The sequence below is a fragment of the Sphingomonas sediminicola genome, assembly GCF_049991885.1.
In the GTDB taxonomy this organism is placed as follows: domain Bacteria; phylum Pseudomonadota; class Alphaproteobacteria; order Sphingomonadales; family Sphingomonadaceae; genus Sphingomicrobium; species Sphingomicrobium sediminicola.
Genome location: NZ_CP178916.1, coordinates 784,448 through 805,958 on the forward strand (window position 1 = coordinate 784,448; position 21,511 = coordinate 805,958).

Genomic DNA, 21,511 nt, shown 5'->3' on the forward strand with positions numbered 1-21,511 from the left:
TCCAAGACTTGATCGCACTCCTTGCCTTTTACCTCTTCGCGACGGTCATGATCGCCTCGGCGGTCTGCGTGATCTTCGCGCGCAATCCGGTGCACAGCGTGCTCTGGCTGATCCTCGCGTTCTTCAACGCGGCGGGGCTGATGCTGCTCGTCGGCGCCGAGTTCATCGCGATGCTTCTGGTCATCGTCTACGTTGGCGCGGTCGCGGTGCTGTTCCTGTTCGTCGTCATGATGCTGGACATCGACTTCGCGGAGCTACGGTCCGGCTTCACAAGGAATCTGCCGTTCGGGATTATCCTCGCCATCGTCCTGCTCGCCGAGATGGTGCTTGCGATCAGCGCGTGGAAGGCCGGCCCGGTGCTCAGCGGCGCGGTGCCACGTGACACTGCTGTCGAACCCAACATCGTGGCCCTCGGCCAGGTACTCTACAGCCGCTTCCTCTACCCATTCGAAATTGCCGGTTTGATCCTGCTCGTCGCGATGATCGGCGCGATTGTCCTGACGCACCGCAGCCGTGGCGACGTTCGCGGCCAGAAGGTCTCGAAGCAGGTTGATCGCCGCCCGGACGAGGCCATCAAGCTTGAAAATCCAACCGTGGGCGAGGGCATGAAGCTGTGATTACACTTGCTCATTTCCTCACCGTTGCCGCGATCCTGTTCGTGCTAGGCGTGCTTGGCATCTTCCTCAATCGCCGCAACGTCATCCTCATCCTGATGGCGATCGAGCTCATCCTGCTCGCCGTGAACATCAACCTGGTCGCGTTCAGCGCCTTCCTTGGCGATCTCGTCGGGCAGGTGATGGCGATGTTCGTCCTGACCGTCGCCGCCGCCGAAGCCGCCATCGGCCTCGCCATCCTCGTCATTTTCTTCCGTCGCCGCGGCTCGATCGCGGTCGACGACGTCAACCGGATGCACGGCTGATGCACCCTGTAATCTTCATCGTCTTCCTGCCGTTGTTGGCCGCAATCATTGCGGGCCTTGGCGGTCGCTGGATCGGTCAGACGCCGTCTAAGGTGGTCACGACCGGTTCGCTGTTCATCGGCGCGGCGCTCAGTTGGCCGATCTTCATCGGCTATTTGACCGGCGGATCGCAGGAGCAGGTCGTCCAGGTCCTGTCTTGGATCAACTCCGGCAATCTGCAGGTCGCGTGGGAGCTTCGCGTCGATGCGCTGACGGCGGTCATGCTGGTCGTTGTCACGACCGTCTCGTCGCTCGTTCACCTCTACAGCTGGGGCTACATGGCCGAGGATCCGAGCCAGCCTCGCTTCTTCGCATACCTGTCGCTGTTCAGCTTCGCGATGCTCATGCTGGTGACGGCCAACAACCTCGTCCAGATGTTCTTCGGCTGGGAAGGGGTCGGTCTCGCGTCCTACCTGCTGATCGGCTTCTGGTACCATAAACCATCCGCCAATGCGGCGGCGCTCAAGGCGTTCGTCGTCAATCGCGTCGGCGATTTCGGCTTCTCGCTCGGCATCTTCGGTACCTTCTGGGTATTCGGAACGCTTTCGATCCCGGCGATCCTTGCTGCAGCGCCCTCGATGGCCGGTTCGACGGTCGGCTTCGCGGGCATGCACGTCGACACGATGACTTTGCTCTGCCTGCTTCTGTTCGTCGGAGCGATGGGCAAGTCGGCGCAGCTCGGCCTTCACACCTGGCTTCCGGACGCGATGGAGGGCCCGACACCGGTCAGCGCCCTGATCCACGCGGCCACGATGGTGACCGCCGGCGTGTTCATGGTCTGCCGCCTGTCCCCGATGTTCGAGCAGAGCGCGACGGCAACGATGGTCGTGACCTTCGTCGGCGCGGCTACTGCTTTCTTTGCGGCGACGGTTGGCACAGCCCAGAACGACATCAAGCGCGTGATCGCTTATTCAACCTGCTCGCAGCTCGGCTACATGTTCTTCGCGGCAGGCGTCGGCGCATACGGCGCGGCGATGTTCCATTTGTTCACGCACGCCTTCTTCAAGGCTCTGCTGTTCCTCGGCGCTGGCTCGGTCATCCACGCGATGCACCACGAGCAGGACATGCGCTTCTACGGCGGCCTTCGTAAGGAAATCCCGTTCACCTTCTGGGTGATGTTGATCGGCACGCTCGCGATCACCGGCGTCGGAATCCTCGGCGTCGGGTTCGCTGGCTATCACTCGAAGGACGCGATCTTGGAGAGCGCTTATGCGAGCGGCTCCGTCCACGGAACGATCGCCTTCTGGGCAGGCGCGATCGCGGCCTTGCTCACCAGCTTCTATTCCTGGCGCCTGATGTTCCTGACCTTCTGGGGCAAGCCGCGCTGGGGAGCCTCGGAGCACATCCGGCACGCCGTCCATGGCGATCACGATCATCCGGACGCGGAGCATGGCGACAGCTCGCATGATGACGACATGCCGCCGGCAGGCACGGGAGGATACCATCCGCACGAAAGCCCGCTGACAATGTTGGTTCCGATCGGTCTGCTGGCTGTCGGCGCAATCGCGGCCGGCTTCACGTTCAGCCACTACTTCCTGGAATCAGCCGAATTCTGGAACGGCAGCGTCGCGTTCAACGAGCACCTCGCTCACGCGATGCACGGCGTTCCGACCTGGGTGAAGTACACTGCGACGGTCGTGATGCTGATTGGCCTCGCGATTGCCTACAACAATTACATACGAAACCCGCAGGATGCGGCCGGCTTCGTCAAGCAGTTCGGCGGAATCTACCGCTTCGTGAAGAACAAATGGTACTTCGACGAGCTGTACGACCGCCTCTTCATTCGGCCTTCGCTTTGGTTCGGCCGACTGTTCTGGATGCGCGGTGACGAGGGCACGATCGACCGCTTTGGCCCGCATGGCGCGGCCTATGCGGTGGGCGTCGGCAACAAGATCACAGCCCGCCTCCAGTCGGGGTACCTCTATTCTTATGCACTCGTGATGCTTCTCGGCCTGATCGGCGCGGCAAGCTGGGCGATCTGGTGGGCGAGCAAGTGACGAATCTTCCCTTGTTAACCCTGCTCGTCGCCATTCCGCTCGTCGCCGGCGGACTGTGCCTGTTCGTCAACGCGAGCGCGGCGCGCTGGATCGCGCTGATCGCCACCCTGATCGACTTGGCTCTCGGCTCCTACCTCTGGGCTGCGTTCGACCCGAACGGAGCACAGTGGCAGTTCGTCGAGCATCTGCCGCTCGCCGCCGGCATCAACTGGGACCTCGGTATCGACGGCATCGCCTTGGTGCTGATCATGCTGTCAGTGTTCCTGATGCCGATCTGTATCGGGGCCAGCTGGCGCTCAATCGACAAGCGCGTGCCTGAATACATGGCGGCTTTCCTGCTGATGGAAGCATTGATGCTCGGCGTGTTCGCCGCGCAGGACCTGTTCCTCTTCTATGTCTTCTTCGAGGGCGGCCTCATTCCGATGTACCTGATTATCGGCATTTGGGGCGGCGCCGAGCGCATCAAGGCGAGCTACAAGTTCTTCCTCTACACCCTGTTCGGCTCGGTCCTGATGCTGATCGCCATGATCTACATGGTGCTCCAGGCGAAGACGACCTCGATCCCGGTGCTGATGGCACACGACTTCCCGGTCGACGCGCAGAAATGGCTCTGGCTAGCCTTCTTCGCGAGCTTCGCGGTGAAGATGCCGATGTGGCCGGTCCATACCTGGTTGCCCGACGCGCACGTTCAGGCGCCGACGGCGGGCTCGGTCATCCTGGCGGGCGTGCTGCTGAAGATGGGTGGCTACGGTTTCATCCGCTTCTCGCTACCGATGTTCCCCGAGGGCTCGGCGATGTTCGTGCCGTTCGTCTTCGTCCTGAGCGGGATTGCGGTCGTCTACACTAGCCTTGTCGCTTTGGTTCAGACCGACATGAAGAAGCTGATCGCTTATTCGTCGGTCGCGCACATGGCATTCGTGACGTTCGGCCTGTTCGCTTTCAACCGGCAGGGCATCGAAGGCGCGATGATGGTCATGCTTGGCCACGGTCTCGTGTCGGGTGCGCTCTTCCTTTGCGTCGGCGTGGTCTACGACCGGCTGCATACCCGCGAGATCGCCAAGTATGGCGGTCTGTCAAACAACATGCCGGGCTATGCTTTACTGTTCATGGTGTTCACCATGGCGAGTGTGGGACTTCCGGGCACGAGCAACTTCGTCGGTGAATTCCTGAGCCTGGTCGGAACGTACAAGGTTTCAAGCTGGGCAGCGGTCGTGGCGACGACGGGGATCATTCTCGGCGCGGCATACATGCTCCTGCTCTACTGGCGGATCGCCTTCGGTGAGGCGCGGACGAAGGAAGCCGCACTGATGACCGACCTGTCGGCTCGCGAATGGTGGCTGCTGGCACCGATCGCAGCAGGCGTCTTCTGGATGGGCATTTATCCTGAAAGCTTCATCCGCCCGTTCCGCAACGACGTCGGCCGGATCCTGGAGCGCGTCGAGCGCGCAACGCCGGCCGGCGACATGAACCTTACTCCGGGCAAGCCGCAGCCGCAGGCTGAACAGCACGCAGCCGAGGCAGCACACTAATGAACCAGTTCGCACCCATCCTCCCTGAGCTGATCCTCACGGTCAGCGGCATCGTCCTGATGATGGTCGCTGCCTGGGGGGGGCGTCGCAGCGGCGGATTCACGAGTTGGGCGTCGGTCGCGGTCCTCGTCGCAGCAACTTTCGCTTTGATCGGCGCTCCGTCCCACGCAGGCGGCGTGTTCGGCGGCCTGATCACGGCCGACCTATTCGGGTCGTTCGGCAAGGCGATTATCTTCATCGCGTCTGCCGTCGCGATCATCGCCGCCTATGGCTGGTTCGAGCGGGATACCGAGCATAGCGCCGAATATTCGGTCCTGATCCTGTTCAGCGCGCTTGGTGGCGCAGTGATGGTCTCGGCGACGAGCCTTGTCACACTCTACGTCGGCCTCGAGCTTCAGAGCCTCGCTTCCTACGTGCTGGCGTCCTACCGCCGGACCGACGAGCGTTCGGCTGAGGCAGGCCTCAAGTACTTTGTGTTGGGGGCACTCGCGAGCGGTATCCTGCTTTACGGAATCTCGCTGCTTTACGGCTTCACCGGCACGATGAACTTCAACGGCATCGCCGCAGCCTTCGCTCGCGATGGGACAAGCTCGCTTGGCCTGCTCTTCGGCCTCGTATTCGTCCTCGCCGGCGTGGCCTTCAAGGTCTCGGCCGTGCCGTTCCACATGTGGACGCCCGACGTTTACGAAGGCGCGCCAACGCCAGTGACCGCCTTCTTCGCGTCTGCTCCTAAGGTCGCCGCCGTCTTGCTGGGAACGCGCGTCTGCCTTGATGCGCTCGCTCCGGCGACCGATGCATGGCGGCAGATTGTGATCTTCGCTGCGCTTGCGTCCATCTTCCTCGGCGCGGTCGCCGCGTTCGGGCAGACGAACATCAAGCGACTGCTGGCCTATTCGTCGATTAACAACGTCGGCTTCGCGCTGGTCGGACTTGCCGCGGGCACTCCGCAGGGCGCTTCGTCGGTGTTGTTCTACATGGCGGTCTACGTCGTGATGACCCTCGGAGCGTTCCTTTGCGTCCTCTGGATGCGCGACGAGAATGGCGATCCGATCGAGGACATCGCCTCACTCTCAGGCCTTTCCCAGACGCGTCCGGCTTTCGCGGCCGCATTCGCGATCTTCATGTTCAGCCTGGCTGGAATTCCGCCCTTGTTCGGCTTCTGGCCGAAGCTGCTCGTTTTCCAGGCAGCAGTGAGCTCGGGATTGGTCGCTTTGGCGGTCGCAGCGATCGTCGGCACGGTTGTGGGTGCCTATTACTACCTACGGATCATCAAGGTCATGTACATGGATGAGGCGGGCAAGCCGTTCTCGCGCGTGACCCAGCCGATCCAGGGCGCGCTGATCTTCCTGGCAGCCATCGCAGTGTCGCCGCTCGGGTATCTTCTGATCGGTCCCCTCGGTGCCATCACCGATCGCGCTGCAGGGTCGATCTTCTGACCCGGATACGGATTGTAGAGCGAACCGGCTCGACCAATGCCGATCTCCTGAATGACGGCAACGCGATCGAGGGCGACTGGCTCGTCGCCATGACACAAGACGCAGGCCGCGGCCGCCAACGCCGCGAATGGGTCAGCGAAGCCGGCAATTTCTTCGGCAGTACCTTGGTCGTGCTGGGCGCGGCCGATCCGGCTCCGCAGTCGCTCTCACTTGCCGCGGGACTGGCGCTGATTGAAGCTGTCGCCGTCGCGGTGCCGAGCCAGCCTCTTATGCTGAAGTGGCCGAATGACCTGATGCTCGGCCACTCGAAGCTTGCGGGAATCCTGCTTGAACGGAACGGTGACCGGGTCGTCGTCGGCTTCGGTGTGAATCTTTCATCTGCTCCCAAGCTGGAGGGCCGGGACGCAGCAGCCCTGAACGGCGCGCTCCTGCCTCAAGCCTTTGCGCCTCTGCTCGCGGGAAGCTTCGCGCGAATGCTCTCGCTTTGGCGCAGCTCGACGCCCGAAGCGTTCGCCCAGGCATGGCTCGTTCGCGCCCATCCGGTCGGGACCCATCTCACGGTCCATTCGAGCGCAGATGAGAAGGTCACCGGCACTTTTGACGGCATCGATCCCGACGGAGCGCTTCGTCTGCGCCGTGACGGTGAAGTCGACGTGATCCGAGCCGGAGACGTCGAACTCTAGAGGCCGCTAGCATCTACAAACGGGGGGCCGGGCAGCCAGCCACGACGCTTCCGTCCGGAATTTCTGCAACGACGGTGCTTCCGGCTCCGACAACGACATCTGATCCGATGGTGACCCCTGGCCGAAAGGCGGAGCCGACTCCGATCAGGCTGCGAGGTGCCGACCCTCACGTTTCCGCAGAGCCGTACGCCTGGCCCGATGTGGACGCCGTCGCCGATGACGCAATCGTGGTCGATCGAGCAGGCCGTGTTGAGGATGACCCCGCGCCCGATCGTTGCGTCCGCGATCGCGGGTGGAGCCTGCGGCAAGGAAAGCTCCACCGCCAAACTATCGCAACACTGACCTTAATCGGTCCGTCGAGCCAAAATTATCGCCAGAGCGAGTCCAACGGGCGACAAGCCGTGTCCAAGGGTGCGGACATTCGCCAAGTTCGCCGTAGATTTGAGGCTTGGGCGGGGTGCAATGATGCGCAAAGTTCTGATGGCTTGCGGAGCGCTGCTTTTGTGCGGGCTGGCCCCGGTTCCAGCGCAATCGGCGAACTTTTCTTACGGTTCAGGAGTGACCGCGGCGAAGCTGCTGGCCGCGCATAATCGTGAGCGCGCTCGCCTGGGTATTCCGCCACTCCGTTGGGACCCGGCATTGGCGGCCGCCGCGGCGTCGTACGGGCCGACCCTTGCTCGGCTCGGCGGTCTTCGGCATTCGGCGCGCGCAGACCGGCTCGGCCAACGCGAAAACCTCTGGATGGGAACCCGCGGCGCCTATTCTCCAGAGCAGATGGTCGGAAACTGGATTGCGGAGAAAGCCTATTACCGTTCGGGCATGCCATTTCCTGATGTCAGCAGGACGGGGAATTGGGCGGACGTCGCCCATTACACCCAGGTCGTCTGGAGCGGCACGACTCATGTCGGGTGCGCAATCTATCCGAGTGACAACTGGGACTATCTGATCTGCCGTTACTCGCCGCCGGGAAATATCGACGGCCGGCGGGCGGCCTGACCTCAGACAATTAGCAGTGGCGCAATCGTTACGGCTGCGGCTAAGCCGTGACGATGATGGTGCGACCGGCCTGATGCTTCCGCCGATTCTTCAACGCCTTCGGTTGCCGGTGATTGGCGCGCCGCTTTTCATCGTCTCCAATCCGAAGCTGGTCATTGCCCAGTGCAAGGCTGGGGTTGTCGGCAGCTTCCCGTCGCTGAATGCGCGCCCGGCGTCTCAGCTCGACGAGTGGTTGCACGAAATCACAGAAGCGCTTGCGGAGCATGACCGCGATAATCCAGACGCGCCCTCGGCGCCCTTTGCGGTCAACCAGATCGTTCACCGGTCGAATGACCGCTTCGAGCACGACATGCAGGTCTGTGCGGAGTGGAAGGTGCCGATCGTCATAACCTCCTTGGGAGCGCGGGAAGAATTGAACCACGCCGTCCACGGATGGGGCGGCATCACCCTTCACGACATCATCGACGACCGTTTCGCGCGGAAGGCGATCGAAAAGGGCGCCGATGGCCTGATCGCGGTAGCGGCTGGTGCCGGCGGGCATGCCGGCCGCTGGTCTCCGTTTGCGCTCGTCCACGAAATCCGCCGCTGGTTCGACGGACCGCTAGCTCTGTCAGGGGCGATAGCATCCGGCGAGGCTGTGCTCGCGGCCCAGGCGATGGGCGCCGATCTCGCGTACGTCGGTTCCGCCTTCATTGCGACGCCGGAGGCGCGAGCCAGCGACGAGTACAAGCAGGCGATCGTCAAAAGCGGCGCGGCCGATATCGTCTATTCGAACCTCTTCACCGGTATCCATGGCAACTACCTGCGCTCGTCGATCGTCGCGGCGGGGCTGGACCCCGACAACCTGCCGGCTCCGGGCGCCGACGCAATGAACTTCCAGTCGGCCACCGGCGCCAAGGCCTGGCGCGACATCTGGGGCTCCGGGCAAGGGGTAGGGGCGGTCAACGCTGTTCTTCCCGCAGGCGAGCTGGTCGCGCGAATGTCCGCGGAATATCAGGCGGCGAAAGCCAGACTCTGCGCTAGCTGATCGCCTCGAGCTTCGGACGCCAGTGGGAAGGTATTTCGACCGGGCGACGCGAGGCACGGTCCACCACCACATGGACGAATTCACCCTCCGCAGCAGCGCCGTCGCTGCCTTCAGCAAAGATGCCGATTCGATAGCGGATACTGGATCGGCCGAGTTCGGCGACCGCCAGGCCGATTTCAACCGTCTGCGGAAATTCTAGCGGCGCCGCGTAGGTACAGCGGGTCTCGACGACCAGGGCGATGGGATCTCCCTTGGCGATGTCGAGCAGGCCCTGCTCGACCATCCAGGCATTCACAGCGCTGTCGAACCACTCATAATAGACGGTGTTGTTGACGTGGCCGTACGCATCATTGTCCGCCCAGCGGGTCGTCATCTTGCGCCACGCTTTGAAGTCGGCCCTTCCGGCCGGCGGCTTTCGGCTCACCAGGCTGCCTCATAGAGCCGTTGCGCATCCGCTTCAGTGATCTTGCAGGGATTGTTCACCAGCAAGCGCGTCTGCTTCATCGCCTCGCGGGCAAGCGTCGGAGCTTCGGCAATGTCGATGCCGTAGTCGCGCAGTCGCGTCGCAATCCCGCTTTCGCTCACGAGCTGGTCGAGCCGATCGATCAGCATTGCGGTGCGCGCCTGGCTTCCTTCGCGTTCGCATTCTGGAACGACGATGAGCGCCAGCTCCGCATAATGCTCGCGCGCGGCCTCGGCATTGTGCTGGAGCACGTGTCGCAGCATCAGCGCGTTTGTCACGCCGTGGGGCAAGTGATGAAGGCCGCCTAGCGGGTAGGCGAGGGCATGCACTCCGGCGACCGGAGCGTTCGAGAAGGCGAGCCCCGCGAGATGGGCGCCGAGCAGCATGGCTTCTCGCGCTTCGAGATCCTGCGGGTTCGTGCAGGCCGTCAGCAGATTGCTCGAAAGCAGGCGCAGCGCCTCTCGCGCCAGCGCGTCGGAAACCGGGTTCTTGAAACGCGCTGAAGTGTATGCCTCCACAGCGTGCACAATGGCGTCGATACCCGTTGCCGCCGTCACGCTGCGCGGCAGGCCGATCGTGAGGATCGGATCGAGGACCGCCCAGTCAGCCGTCAAGGGTCGAGCATTGACCGCCAGCTTCACCCCGCCTTTGCAAGTGATGACCGAGATAGGCGTCGCTTCGGATCCGGTGCCCGCTGTTGTCGGGACAAGGACGAGCGGAAGCCGCTGCCCTTTGGCGACGTCGACTCCCCAGATTGCGTCGAGATCGTCGCCCGAACCAAGCAGGTAGGCGGCGAGCTTGGCCACATCCATGGGGCTTCCACCACCGAAGCCGACAACCGACTTCACGCCAGCCGAACGTCCGGCCTTGACGGCCGCTTCGAGAGTGGTTCGCGACGGGTCGGCTTCAACCGCATCGAACACAATGGACGGACGTCCTGAGGCGTCGAGCGCTTCCAGGCACGAGTCGGTCAGGCCAAGACCGACGAGCTGTTCGTCCGTGACGAACAAGACCGGCCCCTCGGGCAGTAAATCGGCGATGCTGTCCGACTTGCCTTCGCCTGCGATCAGGCGGGGTCCGGGATGGAAAGTGAAGCTGCGCATTCCGGCGCAGACTAGCGTTGCTTAGGCGAGATTCCCACCGAGGCCGCGTTCGAGCCTGCCCATCAGTGCGCGGGCAGGGCTGGCAGCCGGCTCCTCGGCCACGACGCCCTCGTCGATGCGCTGGATGCGCGCGTACAGTTCGCTGCTCGCCTCGATCAGGCGCTGCGCGGACGCTGGAAGCTTCGCCACGAGCTCCGGGTCGCTGTCGGCGGCATGGCCAAGGCGGCGTTCGGGCCGCCGGCCTTCCTTGCCGGGAAGCTCTCCGGTCTCGATCGCGCGCTGCGTCAGGAGCCAAGCGACGATGTGCATGATCCGGGTCGTGACCTTCAGCGACTCGCAGGCAAAGCCAACGCGAATGAAGGGCTCGAGCGTGTTGCGGTCGTCGCGTCCGGCATCGTCGAAGTAAGACCGCGCCTCATCGGCTAGCAGCATCGCCTCGGTGTAGAGGCTGTCGATCAGCCGCGATGTGATCCGCGCTTCAGACTGCGCAATGCTCGAATCGTCCATCTCGCAATCAGTGCCATTCTTCATGGCTGCTGAAAACGCCCGAAAAGAGGTGCCGGATGCGATGACGGCCTGAAAAATCCCGTAACGGGACAAGTCTCAGGCGATAATGTCAGGCGTATTTCGATCGAAAATCAGCTGGATCTGGTCCTTCAGCATCAGCTTCCGGCGCTTCAGGCGGGCTATTTCCAGCTGGTCGGACAATGGGTTCGCGGAAAGGGCGCTGATCTGCTCATCCAGCCGCCGATGCTCTGCCTTCATGGCATCGAGCTGCTCCCGGATTGCGTCGTCCATTCGCTTCGTGTCTTCCGCGTAGCACCTTCGCATCGTTGCTCTTAGGCCGCGATGAGCCGCGACTCCAGTCGGGCGGACGGACCTTTTGGGTACGAGACAAACCGTCAGAAAAGTGTTTTACTCTCGACGCTATTCAGACGCATTGAAGGAAAGGAATGGCACCGATGGACAAGGCCCATGTCGAGGAGCTCACATCTCAGCACGCTTCCCTCGCCGCGCAAATCGATGAGGAAGAGCACCGCCCGCTCCCCGACATGATCAAGCTTCATGAGCTCAAGAAAGAAAAGCTCAGGCTAAAGGACGAACTCGCCGGTCACTTCCACTAGGACCGGCCATCCGCGGGACGGCAATCAGTCGTCCCGCGACACTTTCTCGATTCGCTCGTGGCGCTCCTGCGCCTCCAGGGTCATTGTTGCGATCGGCCTGGCTTCCAAGCGAGCCAGCGAAATCGGATCGCCAGTCACTTCGCAATAGCCATATTCGCCTTCGTAAAGGCGGCGGATCGCGCAATCGATCTTGGCGATCAGCTTGCGCTGACGGTCGCGGGTGGTCTCGCTGAACGGGATCTGCTCGATCCAATGTAGAACGTCCTTCTGGCCGCGGGGATCTCCGTAGCGGTTGACCCATTTTCCGACGTTGCCCGAGCCGGCGTTGTAGCTGGCGACCGCCAAAGGAACGTTTCCGTCCCAGATATTGAGCATGCGCTGGAAGTAGGCAGTGCCAAGCATGACGTTGTATGAGGGATCGGTCGTCAGCCGGTAACCATCATAGCCAATGCCCATCTTGCCAGCCTGCTCCCGAGCAGTCCCGGGCATCAGCTGCATCATCCCCCGTGCGCCGGCATGGCTGACGGCGGCGCGATCGAACGAGCTCTCCTGTCGGGTGATGCCATGCGCGAGCGACCACATGCGTGCGCCGCTAACCGATGCCTGCAGACGCGGGTAGGCGGACTCGACGTAGAACGCGTTGCCCTTGATGCGGGCCATTCGAGCGACCCAAACTCCCAAATCCTCGCGACCGATTTGCTGGCCAAGCTGGGTCGCAAGGACGCGCTCGGCATCATTGTTGAGCGATTCGGCAAGGGCTCGAACGAACAGGGTCTGTTCTTCCCGCTGACCCTGCTGACCAAGGATTTGCACAGCCTGCACAAGGCGTCTCGTTCCAAACTCGGCCCGCTGCTGAGGGTTGACCGCGAACGTCGGAAGCGGCCCAGGAGCCGGAACCGAACGCCCCAGCTGTTCGAGCGCGAGCTGGCCGTAGAAGAGTTCAGGATAGGCAGCGGCTCGCTGGAAGTAAGCGGTTCCCTCGGTCGCGCGACGCGCGGACATGGCGGCCTTGCCGGCCCAGTAGAGGCCCTTCGAAAGCACCTGCAGCGACCTGCCGCCGCGCGAGTAGCGGTCGAACATGATCATCGCGTCGTTCGGGCGGTTGAGCCCGCTCCACGCTGCGGTCCCGCCAAGCCACATAAGCGACGTATATTTGTCTCGAATTCCAAGATCCTGGTCGCTGACATTGACGCCAGGGGTCAGGACGTCGTCGGTTTGGCGCGCGATATTGTAGGCGATACTCCAGTAGCCGTTCTGGGCAGCGCTGTCGGCCAGCAGGATCTGCATGTCCATGAAGCGGTCCGGGTCGGCGGGCCGGTAGGTGAAATTGTGGTCGCGGGCGAAAAGCTGACGAGCGGAATGCTCCCAGTTGGCGTCGCGCAGGTAGCGCGCGCGGTCCATCATCAGGCCTGCATCCGTGACCACCTGCCCCATGACTGCCTGATAGCGGGTCTCTGCATCCGGCCATCTCTTCTGCATCGCGACGCGGGCGGTGAATGCGCCGCGGCGCGCAGCGGAGGTCAGCGGGAGGAAGCGCTCGGCATCAGTCGCGTCCTTCGCGAACAGGAGTGAATCCGTCCGCCGATCATGATCCTGCCATGTCAGGCTTTGGCCATAGCGGGCGAAAATGCTCTGTTCGTCGGTCGTGCTGAGATCGGAAGAAGCCCAGGCCGCCCGGACGGCGGCGAGGGCCTCGGCATTCCGTCCTGTCGCGCTCAGTGCGTCGGCAAGGCGGGCGTAGCCGTTGCCGGTCTTGGGCTGCTCATTCGAGAAGAAGGCCAGGACCACACCGGCATTTTCGCCCGGGCGCATTGCCGCTTCGGCCCAGCGGCGGAGCTTGGATTCCTCGGGCCAGCCGGGATTGGCATTCAGAAAACGGGCATAATCCCCGAAGGTGAATCCGCTGTTCTGTCGCAGGCGACGCCAGTCGTTCAGTGCGTAACCGACACTGTAGCCCGCGGTTGGAGACGCATAGGCCGGCCTCGGCGCTGAATAGGCTGGGTACGTCGTCTGCGTGGACGCAGCCGTCGACGTGACGAGCAAGAGTATTAGAGCGACACCTCTCATGCTGGACATTATCCGACTGCCCTCCTTATCAGTCGCTGAACGCGGCTGAGTATCCACCTCGGCGAACATGTCGTGAAGGCGAAAAGTTCATGTTTTACGGGTCGATACCTGCACTGGTGACACCTTTTTCCGGCAAGTGTGTCGATGAAGACTCACTTCGAGAGTTCGTTGATTGGCAGATTACGGAAGGGTCGAACGCGCTGGTTCCGTGCGGGACGACGGGCGAAAGCGCGACCCTCAGCCATGAGGAGCATCGCGAGGTCATCGCGACGACCGTGCGGGTCTCGAACGGCCGGGTGCCAGTCATCGCCGGATGCGGAAGCTACTCGACGCAGGCCGCGATCGACATGGTCCGCGCGGCGGCGGACGTGGGCGCCGACGCCGCGCTCGTTGTCGTTCCTTATTACAATAAGCCGAGCCAGGCCGGCCTCGTGGCCCATTTCACGGCAGTTGCCGAGGCTTCGCCGCTGCCGATCGTGGTCTACAATGTGCCGTCCCGCACGGTTGCCGACATTTCAGTCGAAGCCTTGGCTGAAGCCGCGAAGCATCCGCGCATCGTTGCCATCAAGGATGCGACTGGCAATCTCGCCCGCGTGACCGCCCAACGGCTCGCATGCGGCGAGGATTTCATTCAGCTTTCCGGCAACGACGACATGGCATTGGGCTTCAATGCCATGGGTGGAGTCGGCTGCATTTCCGTGACCGCGAACGTCGCACCCAAGCTGTGTTCGGATTTCCAGGCCGCGACGCGCGAGGGCCGCTGGGACGATGCGCTGGAGCTACAGGACCGACTCTATCCGCTTCATGCCGCTTTGTTTTCCGATGCGTCGCCCGGGCCGACCAAATATGCATTGACCCGCGTGCGGCCCGGTTATCCGGCCGACCTGCGCTTGCCCTTGACCGAGCCGTCGGATGCGTCGAAGCGCGCGGTCGACAAGGCGTTGGAGCACGCCGGCCTGCTTTAAATCGGAATTTTCGTGTCCAAGCCTCTGCCATCCCCGTTCGACAAGACGAAGGTCGTCGCCGAGAATCGCCGCGCGCGCTTCGACTATTTCGTCGACGACCGGTTCGAGGCTGGTATCGCCCTCACCGGGACTGAAGTGAAGGCACTTCGCCAGGGCGAAGGGTCGATTGCGGAGAGTTACGCCACGGTCGATGGCGACGAGATCTGGCTGATCAACAGCCATATTCCCGAATACAGCCACGGAAACCGCCTCAACCACGAGCCTCGGCGAAAGAGGAAGCTGTTGCTTAAAGGGCGCGAGATCGCGAAATTGCACGGCGCGGTCACTCGCCAAGGGTTAACCCTTGTGCCGCTATCCATATATTTCAATTCGAAAGGCAGGGCGAAAGTCGAGTTGGCCCTCGCCCGGGGTAAGAAGGTGCACGACAAGCGCGACACTGTGAAGGAGCGCGACTGGAAGCGCGAGCAGGCGCGGCTAATGAGGTCGCGTGGCTGATTTTGCGAGCGCCATCCGCGGCTTCATGGCGAAGCACGCGCCTTCCCGCGAGGAAGTCCAGAACAGTCGCTGGCTGAAGCCGTTCGGTCACCGCATCCGGGGATCGGACCTGTGGCGCTTCACTCGCCGGTCGGTGCCACGCGGAGTGGCAATCGGCCTGTTCGTTGGCATCTTCCTGATGGTGCCGGGTCTCCAGATCGTCGGCGCTGCGCTGGTTTGTATGGCGCTAAGGGGTAATGTCGCGATCGCCGCGGCGATGACATTCCTCTCCAACCCGGCGACGACCCCGTTTTTCCTGATTGCTGCGGTGGACGTCGGCAACCGCATGGGGTTCCACGCGGACCTTACGACGCTGCAGGTGCTTTCCAACACCCATGCGAGCGTATGGCGGTGGCTTGCCTGGCTGCTGTCCGATGCCGCTCCGGCGATGGTGACCGGCCTTGCCGTGATAGCCGCGATTTTCGCGTTCGCAGGATATTGGATGTCGCTCGTCGGATGGCGATGGTGGATCGGGCGCAAATGGATACAGCGCCGCTATGCCGACCGGGAGGGTGTGTCGGCTTCGGAGATCTCCTGAAGGAAGTTAAATGTATCGTCTGATTGTTGTTCTCGCCGCGAGCACGGCGCTCGCTGGCTGCGTAACCCGTCCCGCCGATGTCCCACCGCCCCCAGTTGAAGAGCCCGGTCCGCCGGCAGCCGAAGCGCCTGCGGTGCCGAAGCCTGAGTATGGAAGCTACGGTTTCGATGCCGCGGGCATGAACACGAGCGTCAAGGCTGGTGACGACTTCTTCGGCTACGCGAGCGGAACCTGGGATCAGACGACGCAAATCCCGTCCGATAAGGCTCGCTACGGCATGTTCAACGTGCTCGATGATCTTTCGAAGACGCGAACTCGCGGGATCATCGAAGAACAGGCGAAGGACCCGAACAGCAAGATCGGTGCGGCCTACAACAGCTTCATGAACGAAGGGGCTATCGAGGCGAAAGGCCTTGCTCCCCTGGAGCCATGGCTGAACGAGATCCGCGCGATCAAGGGCAAGAGCAGCCTCAGTGGGCTTTATGCCAAGGCCGACCAGATCGGCATTTCAGGCCCCTTCCGGATGTTCGTCGGGCAGGATGACAAGGCGCCGGAAAATTACATTCTGAACCTCCTTCAGGGCGGCCTCGGTATGCCCGATCGGGATTATTACCTGTCGACCGATCCCAAGCTCGTCGACACGCGCGCCAAGTATCTGACGCACCTCACCAATGTGCTGACCCTAGCGGGTGAGGCCAATGCGGCGGCTCGTGCCAAGGCGATCCTCGACCTTGAGACGAAGATCGCGAAAGCGCACTGGACGCGCGCCGACAGCCGCGACGCGGACAAGACGTACAACAAGTTCACGATCGCGCAGCTCAAGAGGCGGGCTCCCGGTTTCGACTTCTCCGGATTCTTCGGCGCGATTTCGCCGAAGATCGCGGAAGTGCTCGTGGCTCAGCCGAGCGCCTTTACCGGCGAAGCCGCGGCGATCGCCAAGGCGCCGCTTTCGGTCCTCAAGGACCAGCTCCTGGTCCGCTCGATCGACAGCTACGCACCGTACCTGCCGAAGAAGTTCGATGACGAGCGCTTCAGCTTTGCCGGTACCGCCTTGTCGGGCATTCCGGAGCAGGAGCCGCGGTGGAAGCGCGCCGTGAACTTCACGACCGCAGCGCTCGGCGACGATGTCAGCCAGCTCTACGTCGCGAAATACTTCCCGCCCGAGACAAAGGCTGCAGCCGACAAGATGGTGAAGAACATCATCTCGGCGATGGGCCGGCGCATAGACGCGCTCGAGTGGATGAGCCCCGAAACGAAGGCGAAGGCTCATCAAAAGCTCGCCGCGTTCACCCCGAAGATCGGCTACGCGAGCCAGTGGCGCGACATGGGTGGCCTCTCAATCGACGCCAACGATCTGCTCGGAAACGCAATGCGCTCGAAGCAGTTCGAGAATGCCTACGAGATCGGCAAGCTCGGCGGCCCCATCCGGCGCTGGGAGTGGGGCATGACGCCGATGACGATCAACGCCTACGCCAATTCCGGGCTGGTCGAGATCGTGTTCCCCGCAGCCATCCTGCAGCCGCCGTTCTTCGACCCGAACGCCGATCCGGCGGTCAACTACGGCGGTATCGGCGCAGTGATCGGGCACGAGCTCAGCCACCATTTCGACGATCAGGGTGCGAAGTATGACAGCACCGGAAAGCTGATCGACTGGTGGACCCCCAGCGACAGCAAGGCCTTCAAGTCGCGCCTCGACAAGTACGAACAGCAGGTCAACGCCTACGAGCCGCTGCCCGGACTGCACGTCAACGGCAAGCTGACCATGGGCGAAAACGTCGCGGACCTGGCCGGCCTGACTGTCGCTCACGACGCTTACCTTGCTTCGCTTGGCGGAAAGGAGCCGCCGGTCATCGACGGCACCACCGGCGATCAACGCTTCTACCTCGGCTGGGCGCAGGTGTGGCGGTGCAAGCAACGCGAGCCGGCGCTCCGCCAGCAGCTGCTGACCGATCCGCACTCGCCTTGTCCGGTTCGCACGAACGTCGTCCGGAACCTCGACCCCTGGTACCCGGCGTTCAACGTCCAGCAGGGACAGAAGCTTTACCTCGCACCGGCTGACCGCGTACGTATCTGGTAATGCTGCACCAGGAGCTTCCGCCGATTGCTTCCCGTCCACTGGACGGCGGCAGTCGGTGGCTGCTCCCGGGTATCGTCGGAGCCGCAGCGCTCAGCCTTGCGGCTCTGTGGTTTCTAGTCGGTCCCGTTCCAGCGCTAGTTCTCGCGGGTCTCGCCGCAGCAGGCGCGATTGCCGGCGCTCTCGCGCTGCGTCGGCCGGCCAAGGTCGAAACTTCAGAAACTTTGGCTCAAGGCCCGGATTACAGCCTCGTTGGAGCCGCTCTCGCGCTTTGCGATGAGCCCGCCGCGATCACGTCGCAAGACGGCGCCTTGCTGGCAGCGAACGAAGCCTATCGGATGCGCTTCGAGGCCGTTCCTCCGCTGAAATTGCCAGCTGATGAGGAGTCGACTCAGTCAATCATTGCCGCGGTGTCGATGGCGTGGCGCGATGGTGCTGGCTGCGCTGCGGGTGTGGCCACGCTGGCCGGGACGGCCGCCGTGGAGGTGCAGCGCGCCGGACTTCGCAATGACATGCTCCTTTGGCGCTATCCAAATCCACCCTCTGCGGATCCCATGGCACTTGCCATTCAGGGAATTTCGGGAGTCACCGGCGAGCGCCTGACGAGGGCAGGAGTCCTTGCGGCTCTCGTCGACGGAGAAGGGCGAGTCCTCGCCGCGAACAAGCTGTTTGCAGACCGGGCAATACCTGCCGGGCACGCCGACGAATGTCCTCGCTTTTCGGAGCTCGTACATGTCGCCGAGGATGGGATGTTCCACCTGTCGGCCGAGGGCGAGGCCGGTAGCGAGCTGCGCGCGGTACATGTGCCCGTGAATCCGGCAAACCCGACCGGGACGGGGACCTTCCTGCTGTTCGATGGATCGGAAACCTCGAGCAGCTCATCGAATCTTCAGGCCCTGCTCGACATGATGCCGATCGGGCTCGCTCTGGTCGATCGTGACGGCCGCTTCCTCACAATGAACCAGGCCTTCCGGACCGCGGCTGGCATGAAGGGCAAGGCAGTCTATCCCGGCGACCTTGTCGCGAAGGAGGACAAGGCTGCGGTCGCGGACGCGGTTCGCCGCAACGCGCGAGGCCCGGCAATGTCCGGCGACATCGCCGTCCGCCTTACCCGTGATCCGAAGGAACCGGTCGCGCTGACAATTGCAGGATTGCGCGGGCTGGGCGATGCAGCGGTCTTGCTCCTGCTCAAGGACAATAGCGAGGAAGCGAAGCTCAAGCGACAGATCGCCCAGGCGACCAAGATGCAGGCAGTCGGTCAGCTCGCGGGCGGCGTGGCGCACGACTTCAACAACATCCTGACTGCCATCATCGGCCATTGCGACCTGATGCTGATGCGGCACACGCCGGGTGACAGCGACTACGACGACATCCAGCAGATCAAGTCGAACTCGAACCGCGCCGCCGGCCTGACCCGCCAGCTGCTTGCCTTCTCTCGCCAGCAGACCCTCCGTCCGCAGGTGTTGCAGCTTCCGGACGTTGTCTCCGAGGTTTCGCACCTTCTGAAGCGCCTTCTCGGCGAGACAGTCGTCCTGGTCGTGAAACACGGCCGCAATCTCGGCTCGATCCGCGCCGATCCGGGCCAGCTCGAGCAGGTCATCATCAATCTTGCGGTGAACGCGCGTGACGCCATGGCGTCAAAGGGGGGCGGGACCGTAACCATCCAGACTTATGCGGTGCGCGCCGACCAGGTCGCCGAGCTCGGATCGGAGATCCTTCCGATCGCCGATTATACGGCGCTGTCGGTGAGCGACACTGGCTGTGGGATTCCGGCGAACGTCCTCGGTAAGGTGTTCGAGCCGTTCTTTACGACCAAGGAGGTCGGAAAGGGGACCGGCCTCGGCTTGTCTACCGTGTACGGTATCGTGAAGCAGTCAGGCGGCTTCATTTTCGCGGACTCGAAAGTGGACGAGGGAACGCGCTTCATCATCTATCTCCCGGTCCATCAGGCGGAGGAGCCGGCGAAGGCGCGACGCGAGACCAAGGGCGGCGACAACGAGCTTTGGGGCACGGGCACGGTCCTGCTGGTCGAGGACGAGCCGATGGTCCGGACGGTCGCCGAGAGGGCGCTCACCCGGCACGGCTATTCGGTCGTCACCGCCAACAATGGCCAGGAAGCTCTCGAGATTCTCGATCGCGGCGATGAGTTCGCGCTGCTGATCAGCGACGTGGTCATGCCGGAAATGGACGGGCCGACGATGGTGCGCGAAGCGCGGAAATCCCGCCCCGACCTACCGGTGCTGTTCATGTCCGGCTACGCCGAGGAACAGCTTCGCAAATCGATCGATATCGACAAGGTCGCCTTCTTGCCCAAACCCTTCTCAGTCCAGGAACTGGCCGAGGCGGCCCGAAAGGCCCTTACGCCTGTTCAATGAATTAGGGCTATGCTGAAGCGAAGGCCCACAGTATCCGAGGCAATATGGGGCAGCGTAGTATCCTGGTTGTTGAGGACGAGCCGCTAATTGCGATGATGCTCGAGGATTTCCTTGAGTCGCTCGGCCATTCCGTCACCGCGACATGCGAATCCGTGCAGGACGCAATGGCAGAAGCCGACAAGGGCGGTTTCGACATCGCCATTCTCGATGTCAATCTGAAGGGTGAGAGCGTCTGGCCAGTCGCCCAACGGCTTCGTGACATGCAAATCCCGTTTGTGCTTGCGACTGGTGGCCACGTGGATCCGCCGCCGGCCCAGTTCGCCAACGTGCCCGTGATTGAGAAGCCTTACACCGTGGATCGCGTAACGCCCGCCCTGGATGCTGCGTTCGCGCTTTGAAGTTGCGAGCCACGGCGGCTTGCTCTTCCCGATTTCAATGCCCTGATCATCCTTTGACTTTCCGGTCACCCGTTCCCCTCTTGTTCTCATAGAACAAAGCATGTACGAAAAGATTATGGCGGTGGGGCTCGGCCGCCCGTTGACGAGAGGATGAATAGCATGGCAGCGCAGCTCAAGGTCATCGGAAGCGGATTGGAAGTACCCGGAATGGATAGGCAAAAGGCTCTTGAGGCGGCGCTCGCGCAGATCGATCGCGCCTTCGGCAAGGGCTCGGCGATGAAGCTCGGCAGCCGCGAGAAGATCGAGATCGACACGATCTCGACCGGCAGCCTTGGTCTCGACATCGCGCTTGGCGTTGGCGGTCTTCCGCGCGGACGCGTTGTGGAAATCTATGGCCCGGAAAGCTCGGGCAAGACGACGCTCGCTTTGCATGCGATTGCCGAAGCACAGCGCACCGGCGGAACTGCAGCCTTTGTGGACGCCGAGCATGCGCTCGATCCGGCTTACGCGAAGAAACTCGGTGTCGACATCGACGAGTTGATCGTCTCGCAGCCCGATACGGGCGAGCAGGCGCTCGAGATTGTCGACACTTTGGTCCGTTCGAACGCGATCGACGTGCTGGTCGTGGACTCGGTTGCTGCGCTCGTCCCGAGGGCGGAAATCGAGGGCGAGATGGGCGACAGTCACGTCGGCCTGCAGGCTCGCCTGATGAGCCAGGCGCTGCGCAAGCTGACTGGCTCGATCAGCCGCTCGCGTTGCCTGGTGATCTTCATCAACCAGGTCCGCATGAAGATCGGCGTCATGTACGGCAATCCGGAGACGACAACCGGCGGCAACGCGTTGAAGTTCTACGCTTCGGTCCGCCTCGACATTCGTCGCACCGGACAGATCAAGGATCGCGACGACATCGTCGGCAACACGACCCGCGTGAAAGTGGTGAAGAACAAGGTCGCTCCACCGTTCAAGCAGGTCGAGTTCGACATCATGTACGGTGAGGGCGTGTCAAAGGTGGGCGAGATCCTCGATCTCGGCGTCAAGGCCGGCCTGATCGAGAAGTCGGGTGCCTGGTTCAGCTACGACTCGATTCGCATCGGGCAAGGCCGGGAGAACGCCAAGGTCTATCTCAAGGAAAACCCGGAGATCGCCGACCGCATCGATCGTGCAATTCGCGGAAAGACCGATGAAGTCGGCGAAGCGTTGATGGTGGGTCCGTCGGCTGACGACGACATCGCCGCCGAGTAATT

The 21,511-nt window shown here is 62.6% G+C and carries 22 protein-coding genes and 1 pseudogene; 16 read left to right on the forward strand and 7 right to left on the reverse strand.

Features of this window, described 5'->3' with window-relative positions; genetic code table 11:
* Positions 1 to 8 precede the first annotated feature (8 nt).
* The 6 genes from ACMC5O_RS04170 to ACMC5O_RS04195 are packed head-to-tail and all read left to right on the forward strand — an operon-like array spanning position 9 to position 6,603.
* Positions 9 to 617 carry an NADH-quinone oxidoreductase subunit J gene (locus ACMC5O_RS04170; RefSeq protein ID WP_187709791.1) on the forward strand — a complete coding sequence of 203 codons (609 nt, stop codon included), beginning with the start codon at positions 9 to 11 and terminating at the stop codon, positions 615 to 617.
* Positions 614 to 919 carry an NADH-quinone oxidoreductase subunit NuoK gene (nuoK, locus tag ACMC5O_RS04175; protein WP_187709790.1) on the forward strand — a complete coding sequence of 102 codons (306 nt, stop codon included), beginning with the start codon at positions 614 to 616 and terminating at the stop codon, positions 917 to 919. Before ACMC5O_RS04170 ends, nuoK begins: the two co-directional genes overlap by 4 nt.
* On the forward strand, positions 919 to 2,955 hold the full coding sequence (gene nuoL, locus ACMC5O_RS04180; protein ID WP_187709789.1) for an NADH-quinone oxidoreductase subunit L: 2,037 nt from the start codon (positions 919 to 921) through the stop codon (positions 2,953 to 2,955). The genes nuoK and nuoL overlap by 1 nt, the downstream gene beginning before the upstream one ends.
* The gene (locus tag ACMC5O_RS04185; protein ID WP_187709788.1) at positions 2,952 to 4,484 is read left to right on the forward strand and encodes an NADH-quinone oxidoreductase subunit M; all 1,533 of its coding nucleotides are present in this window, start codon (positions 2,952 to 2,954) and stop codon (positions 4,482 to 4,484) included. The genes nuoL and ACMC5O_RS04185 overlap by 4 nt, the downstream gene beginning before the upstream one ends.
* A complete protein-coding gene (nuoN, locus tag ACMC5O_RS04190) occupies positions 4,484 to 5,920 on the forward strand; it encodes an NADH-quinone oxidoreductase subunit NuoN (RefSeq protein WP_426693313.1) in 1,437 nt (478 codons plus the stop codon). The genes ACMC5O_RS04185 and nuoN overlap by 1 nt, the downstream gene beginning before the upstream one ends.
* 11 nt (positions 5,921 to 5,931) lie before the next feature.
* Entirely contained in the window at positions 5,932 to 6,603 is a 672-nt protein-coding gene (locus ACMC5O_RS04195; protein WP_426693511.1) for a biotin--[acetyl-CoA-carboxylase] ligase, read from the forward strand.
* Positions 6,604 to 6,616: 13 nt separating this feature from the next.
* Here ACMC5O_RS04195 and ACMC5O_RS04200 read toward each other — a convergent pair whose 3' ends face one another.
* Complete coding sequence (locus ACMC5O_RS04200; protein WP_187709901.1) at positions 6,617 to 6,751, reverse strand: hypothetical protein; 135 nt, start codon at positions 6,749 to 6,751, stop codon at positions 6,617 to 6,619.
* A gap of 79 nt (positions 6,752 to 6,830) precedes the next feature.
* Positions 6,831 to 6,923, reverse strand: a pseudogene (locus ACMC5O_RS04205) (hypothetical protein); the annotation flags it as partial.
* A gap of 142 nt (positions 6,924 to 7,065) precedes the next feature.
* Between ACMC5O_RS04205 and ACMC5O_RS04210 the strand changes: the two are divergent.
* Both ACMC5O_RS04210 and ACMC5O_RS04215 read left to right on the forward strand, forming a co-directional pair.
* Entirely contained in the window at positions 7,066 to 7,599 is a 534-nt protein-coding gene (locus ACMC5O_RS04210) for a CAP domain-containing protein (protein WP_187709787.1), read from the forward strand.
* Between the two features lie 70 nt (positions 7,600 to 7,669).
* Positions 7,670 to 8,626 (forward strand): NAD(P)H-dependent flavin oxidoreductase, encoded by a 957-nt coding sequence (locus ACMC5O_RS04215; protein WP_222949973.1) that lies wholly within the window; start codon positions 7,670 to 7,672, stop codon positions 8,624 to 8,626.
* Here ACMC5O_RS04215 and ACMC5O_RS04220 read toward each other — a convergent pair.
* The 4 genes from ACMC5O_RS04220 to ACMC5O_RS04235 form a co-directional block, all read right to left on the reverse strand.
* Entirely contained in the window at positions 8,619 to 9,050 is a 432-nt protein-coding gene (locus tag ACMC5O_RS04220) for an acyl-CoA thioesterase (protein WP_246444556.1), read from the reverse strand. The genes ACMC5O_RS04215 and ACMC5O_RS04220 overlap by 8 nt on opposite strands.
* Positions 9,047 to 10,192 (reverse strand): iron-containing alcohol dehydrogenase, encoded by a 1,146-nt coding sequence (locus ACMC5O_RS04225; RefSeq protein ID WP_187709785.1) that lies wholly within the window; start codon positions 10,190 to 10,192, stop codon positions 9,047 to 9,049. The genes ACMC5O_RS04220 and ACMC5O_RS04225 overlap by 4 nt, the downstream gene beginning before the upstream one ends.
* A 21-nt stretch (positions 10,193 to 10,213) precedes the next feature.
* Positions 10,214 to 10,699 carry a DUF1465 family protein gene (locus ACMC5O_RS04230; RefSeq protein WP_187709899.1) on the reverse strand — a complete coding sequence of 162 codons (486 nt, stop codon included), beginning with the start codon at positions 10,697 to 10,699 and terminating at the stop codon, positions 10,214 to 10,216.
* Between the two features lie 96 nt (positions 10,700 to 10,795).
* Entirely contained in the window at positions 10,796 to 10,990 is a 195-nt protein-coding gene (locus tag ACMC5O_RS04235) for a YdcH family protein (RefSeq protein ID WP_222949954.1), read from the reverse strand.
* A gap of 164 nt (positions 10,991 to 11,154) precedes the next feature.
* On the opposite strand from ACMC5O_RS04235, the gene ACMC5O_RS04240 reads away from it, so the two are divergent.
* Entirely contained in the window at positions 11,155 to 11,316 is a 162-nt protein-coding gene (locus tag ACMC5O_RS04240; RefSeq protein WP_187709783.1) for a YdcH family protein, read from the forward strand.
* Between the two features lie 24 nt (positions 11,317 to 11,340).
* Here the strand turns inward: ACMC5O_RS04240 and ACMC5O_RS04245 are convergent, their stop codons facing one another.
* A complete protein-coding gene (locus ACMC5O_RS04245) occupies positions 11,341 to 13,452 on the reverse strand; it encodes a transglycosylase SLT domain-containing protein (RefSeq protein ID WP_426693314.1) in 2,112 nt (703 codons plus the stop codon).
* A gap of 20 nt (positions 13,453 to 13,472) precedes the next feature.
* Here ACMC5O_RS04245 and dapA point away from each other — a divergent pair, with 20 nt between their 5' ends.
* The 7 genes from dapA to recA all read left to right on the forward strand — a co-directional run bounded on the left by dapA (position 13,473) and on the right by recA (position 21,509).
* Entirely contained in the window at positions 13,473 to 14,348 is an 876-nt protein-coding gene (dapA, locus tag ACMC5O_RS04250) for a 4-hydroxy-tetrahydrodipicolinate synthase (protein WP_187709778.1), read from the forward strand.
* A 12-nt stretch (positions 14,349 to 14,360) separates the two neighbouring features.
* Positions 14,361 to 14,843, forward strand: a complete 483-nt coding sequence (gene smpB, locus ACMC5O_RS04255) for an SsrA-binding protein SmpB (RefSeq protein WP_187709777.1) — start codon at positions 14,361 to 14,363, stop codon at positions 14,841 to 14,843.
* The gene (locus tag ACMC5O_RS04260; RefSeq protein ID WP_246444552.1) at positions 14,836 to 15,420 is read left to right on the forward strand and encodes a DUF2062 domain-containing protein; all 585 of its coding nucleotides are present in this window, start codon (positions 14,836 to 14,838) and stop codon (positions 15,418 to 15,420) included. Before smpB ends, ACMC5O_RS04260 begins: the two co-directional genes overlap by 8 nt.
* Positions 15,421 to 15,430: 10 nt before the next feature.
* Entirely contained in the window at positions 15,431 to 17,497 is a 2,067-nt protein-coding gene (locus ACMC5O_RS04265) for a M13 family metallopeptidase (protein WP_187709776.1), read from the forward strand.
* Positions 17,497 to 19,869 carry a response regulator gene (locus ACMC5O_RS04270; protein ID WP_187709775.1) on the forward strand — a complete coding sequence of 791 codons (2,373 nt, stop codon included), beginning with the start codon at positions 17,497 to 17,499 and terminating at the stop codon, positions 19,867 to 19,869. Before ACMC5O_RS04265 ends, ACMC5O_RS04270 begins: the two co-directional genes overlap by 1 nt.
* Positions 19,870 to 19,913: 44 nt before the next feature.
* Complete coding sequence (locus ACMC5O_RS04275; protein ID WP_187709774.1) at positions 19,914 to 20,267, forward strand: response regulator; 354 nt, start codon at positions 19,914 to 19,916, stop codon at positions 20,265 to 20,267.
* Positions 20,268 to 20,426: 159 nt separating this feature from the next.
* Positions 20,427 to 21,509: a recombinase RecA gene (gene recA, locus ACMC5O_RS04280; protein WP_187709773.1), complete on the forward strand. Its 1,083-nt coding sequence runs from the start codon at positions 20,427 to 20,429 to the stop codon at positions 21,507 to 21,509.
* Positions 21,510 to 21,511 lie beyond the last annotated feature (2 nt).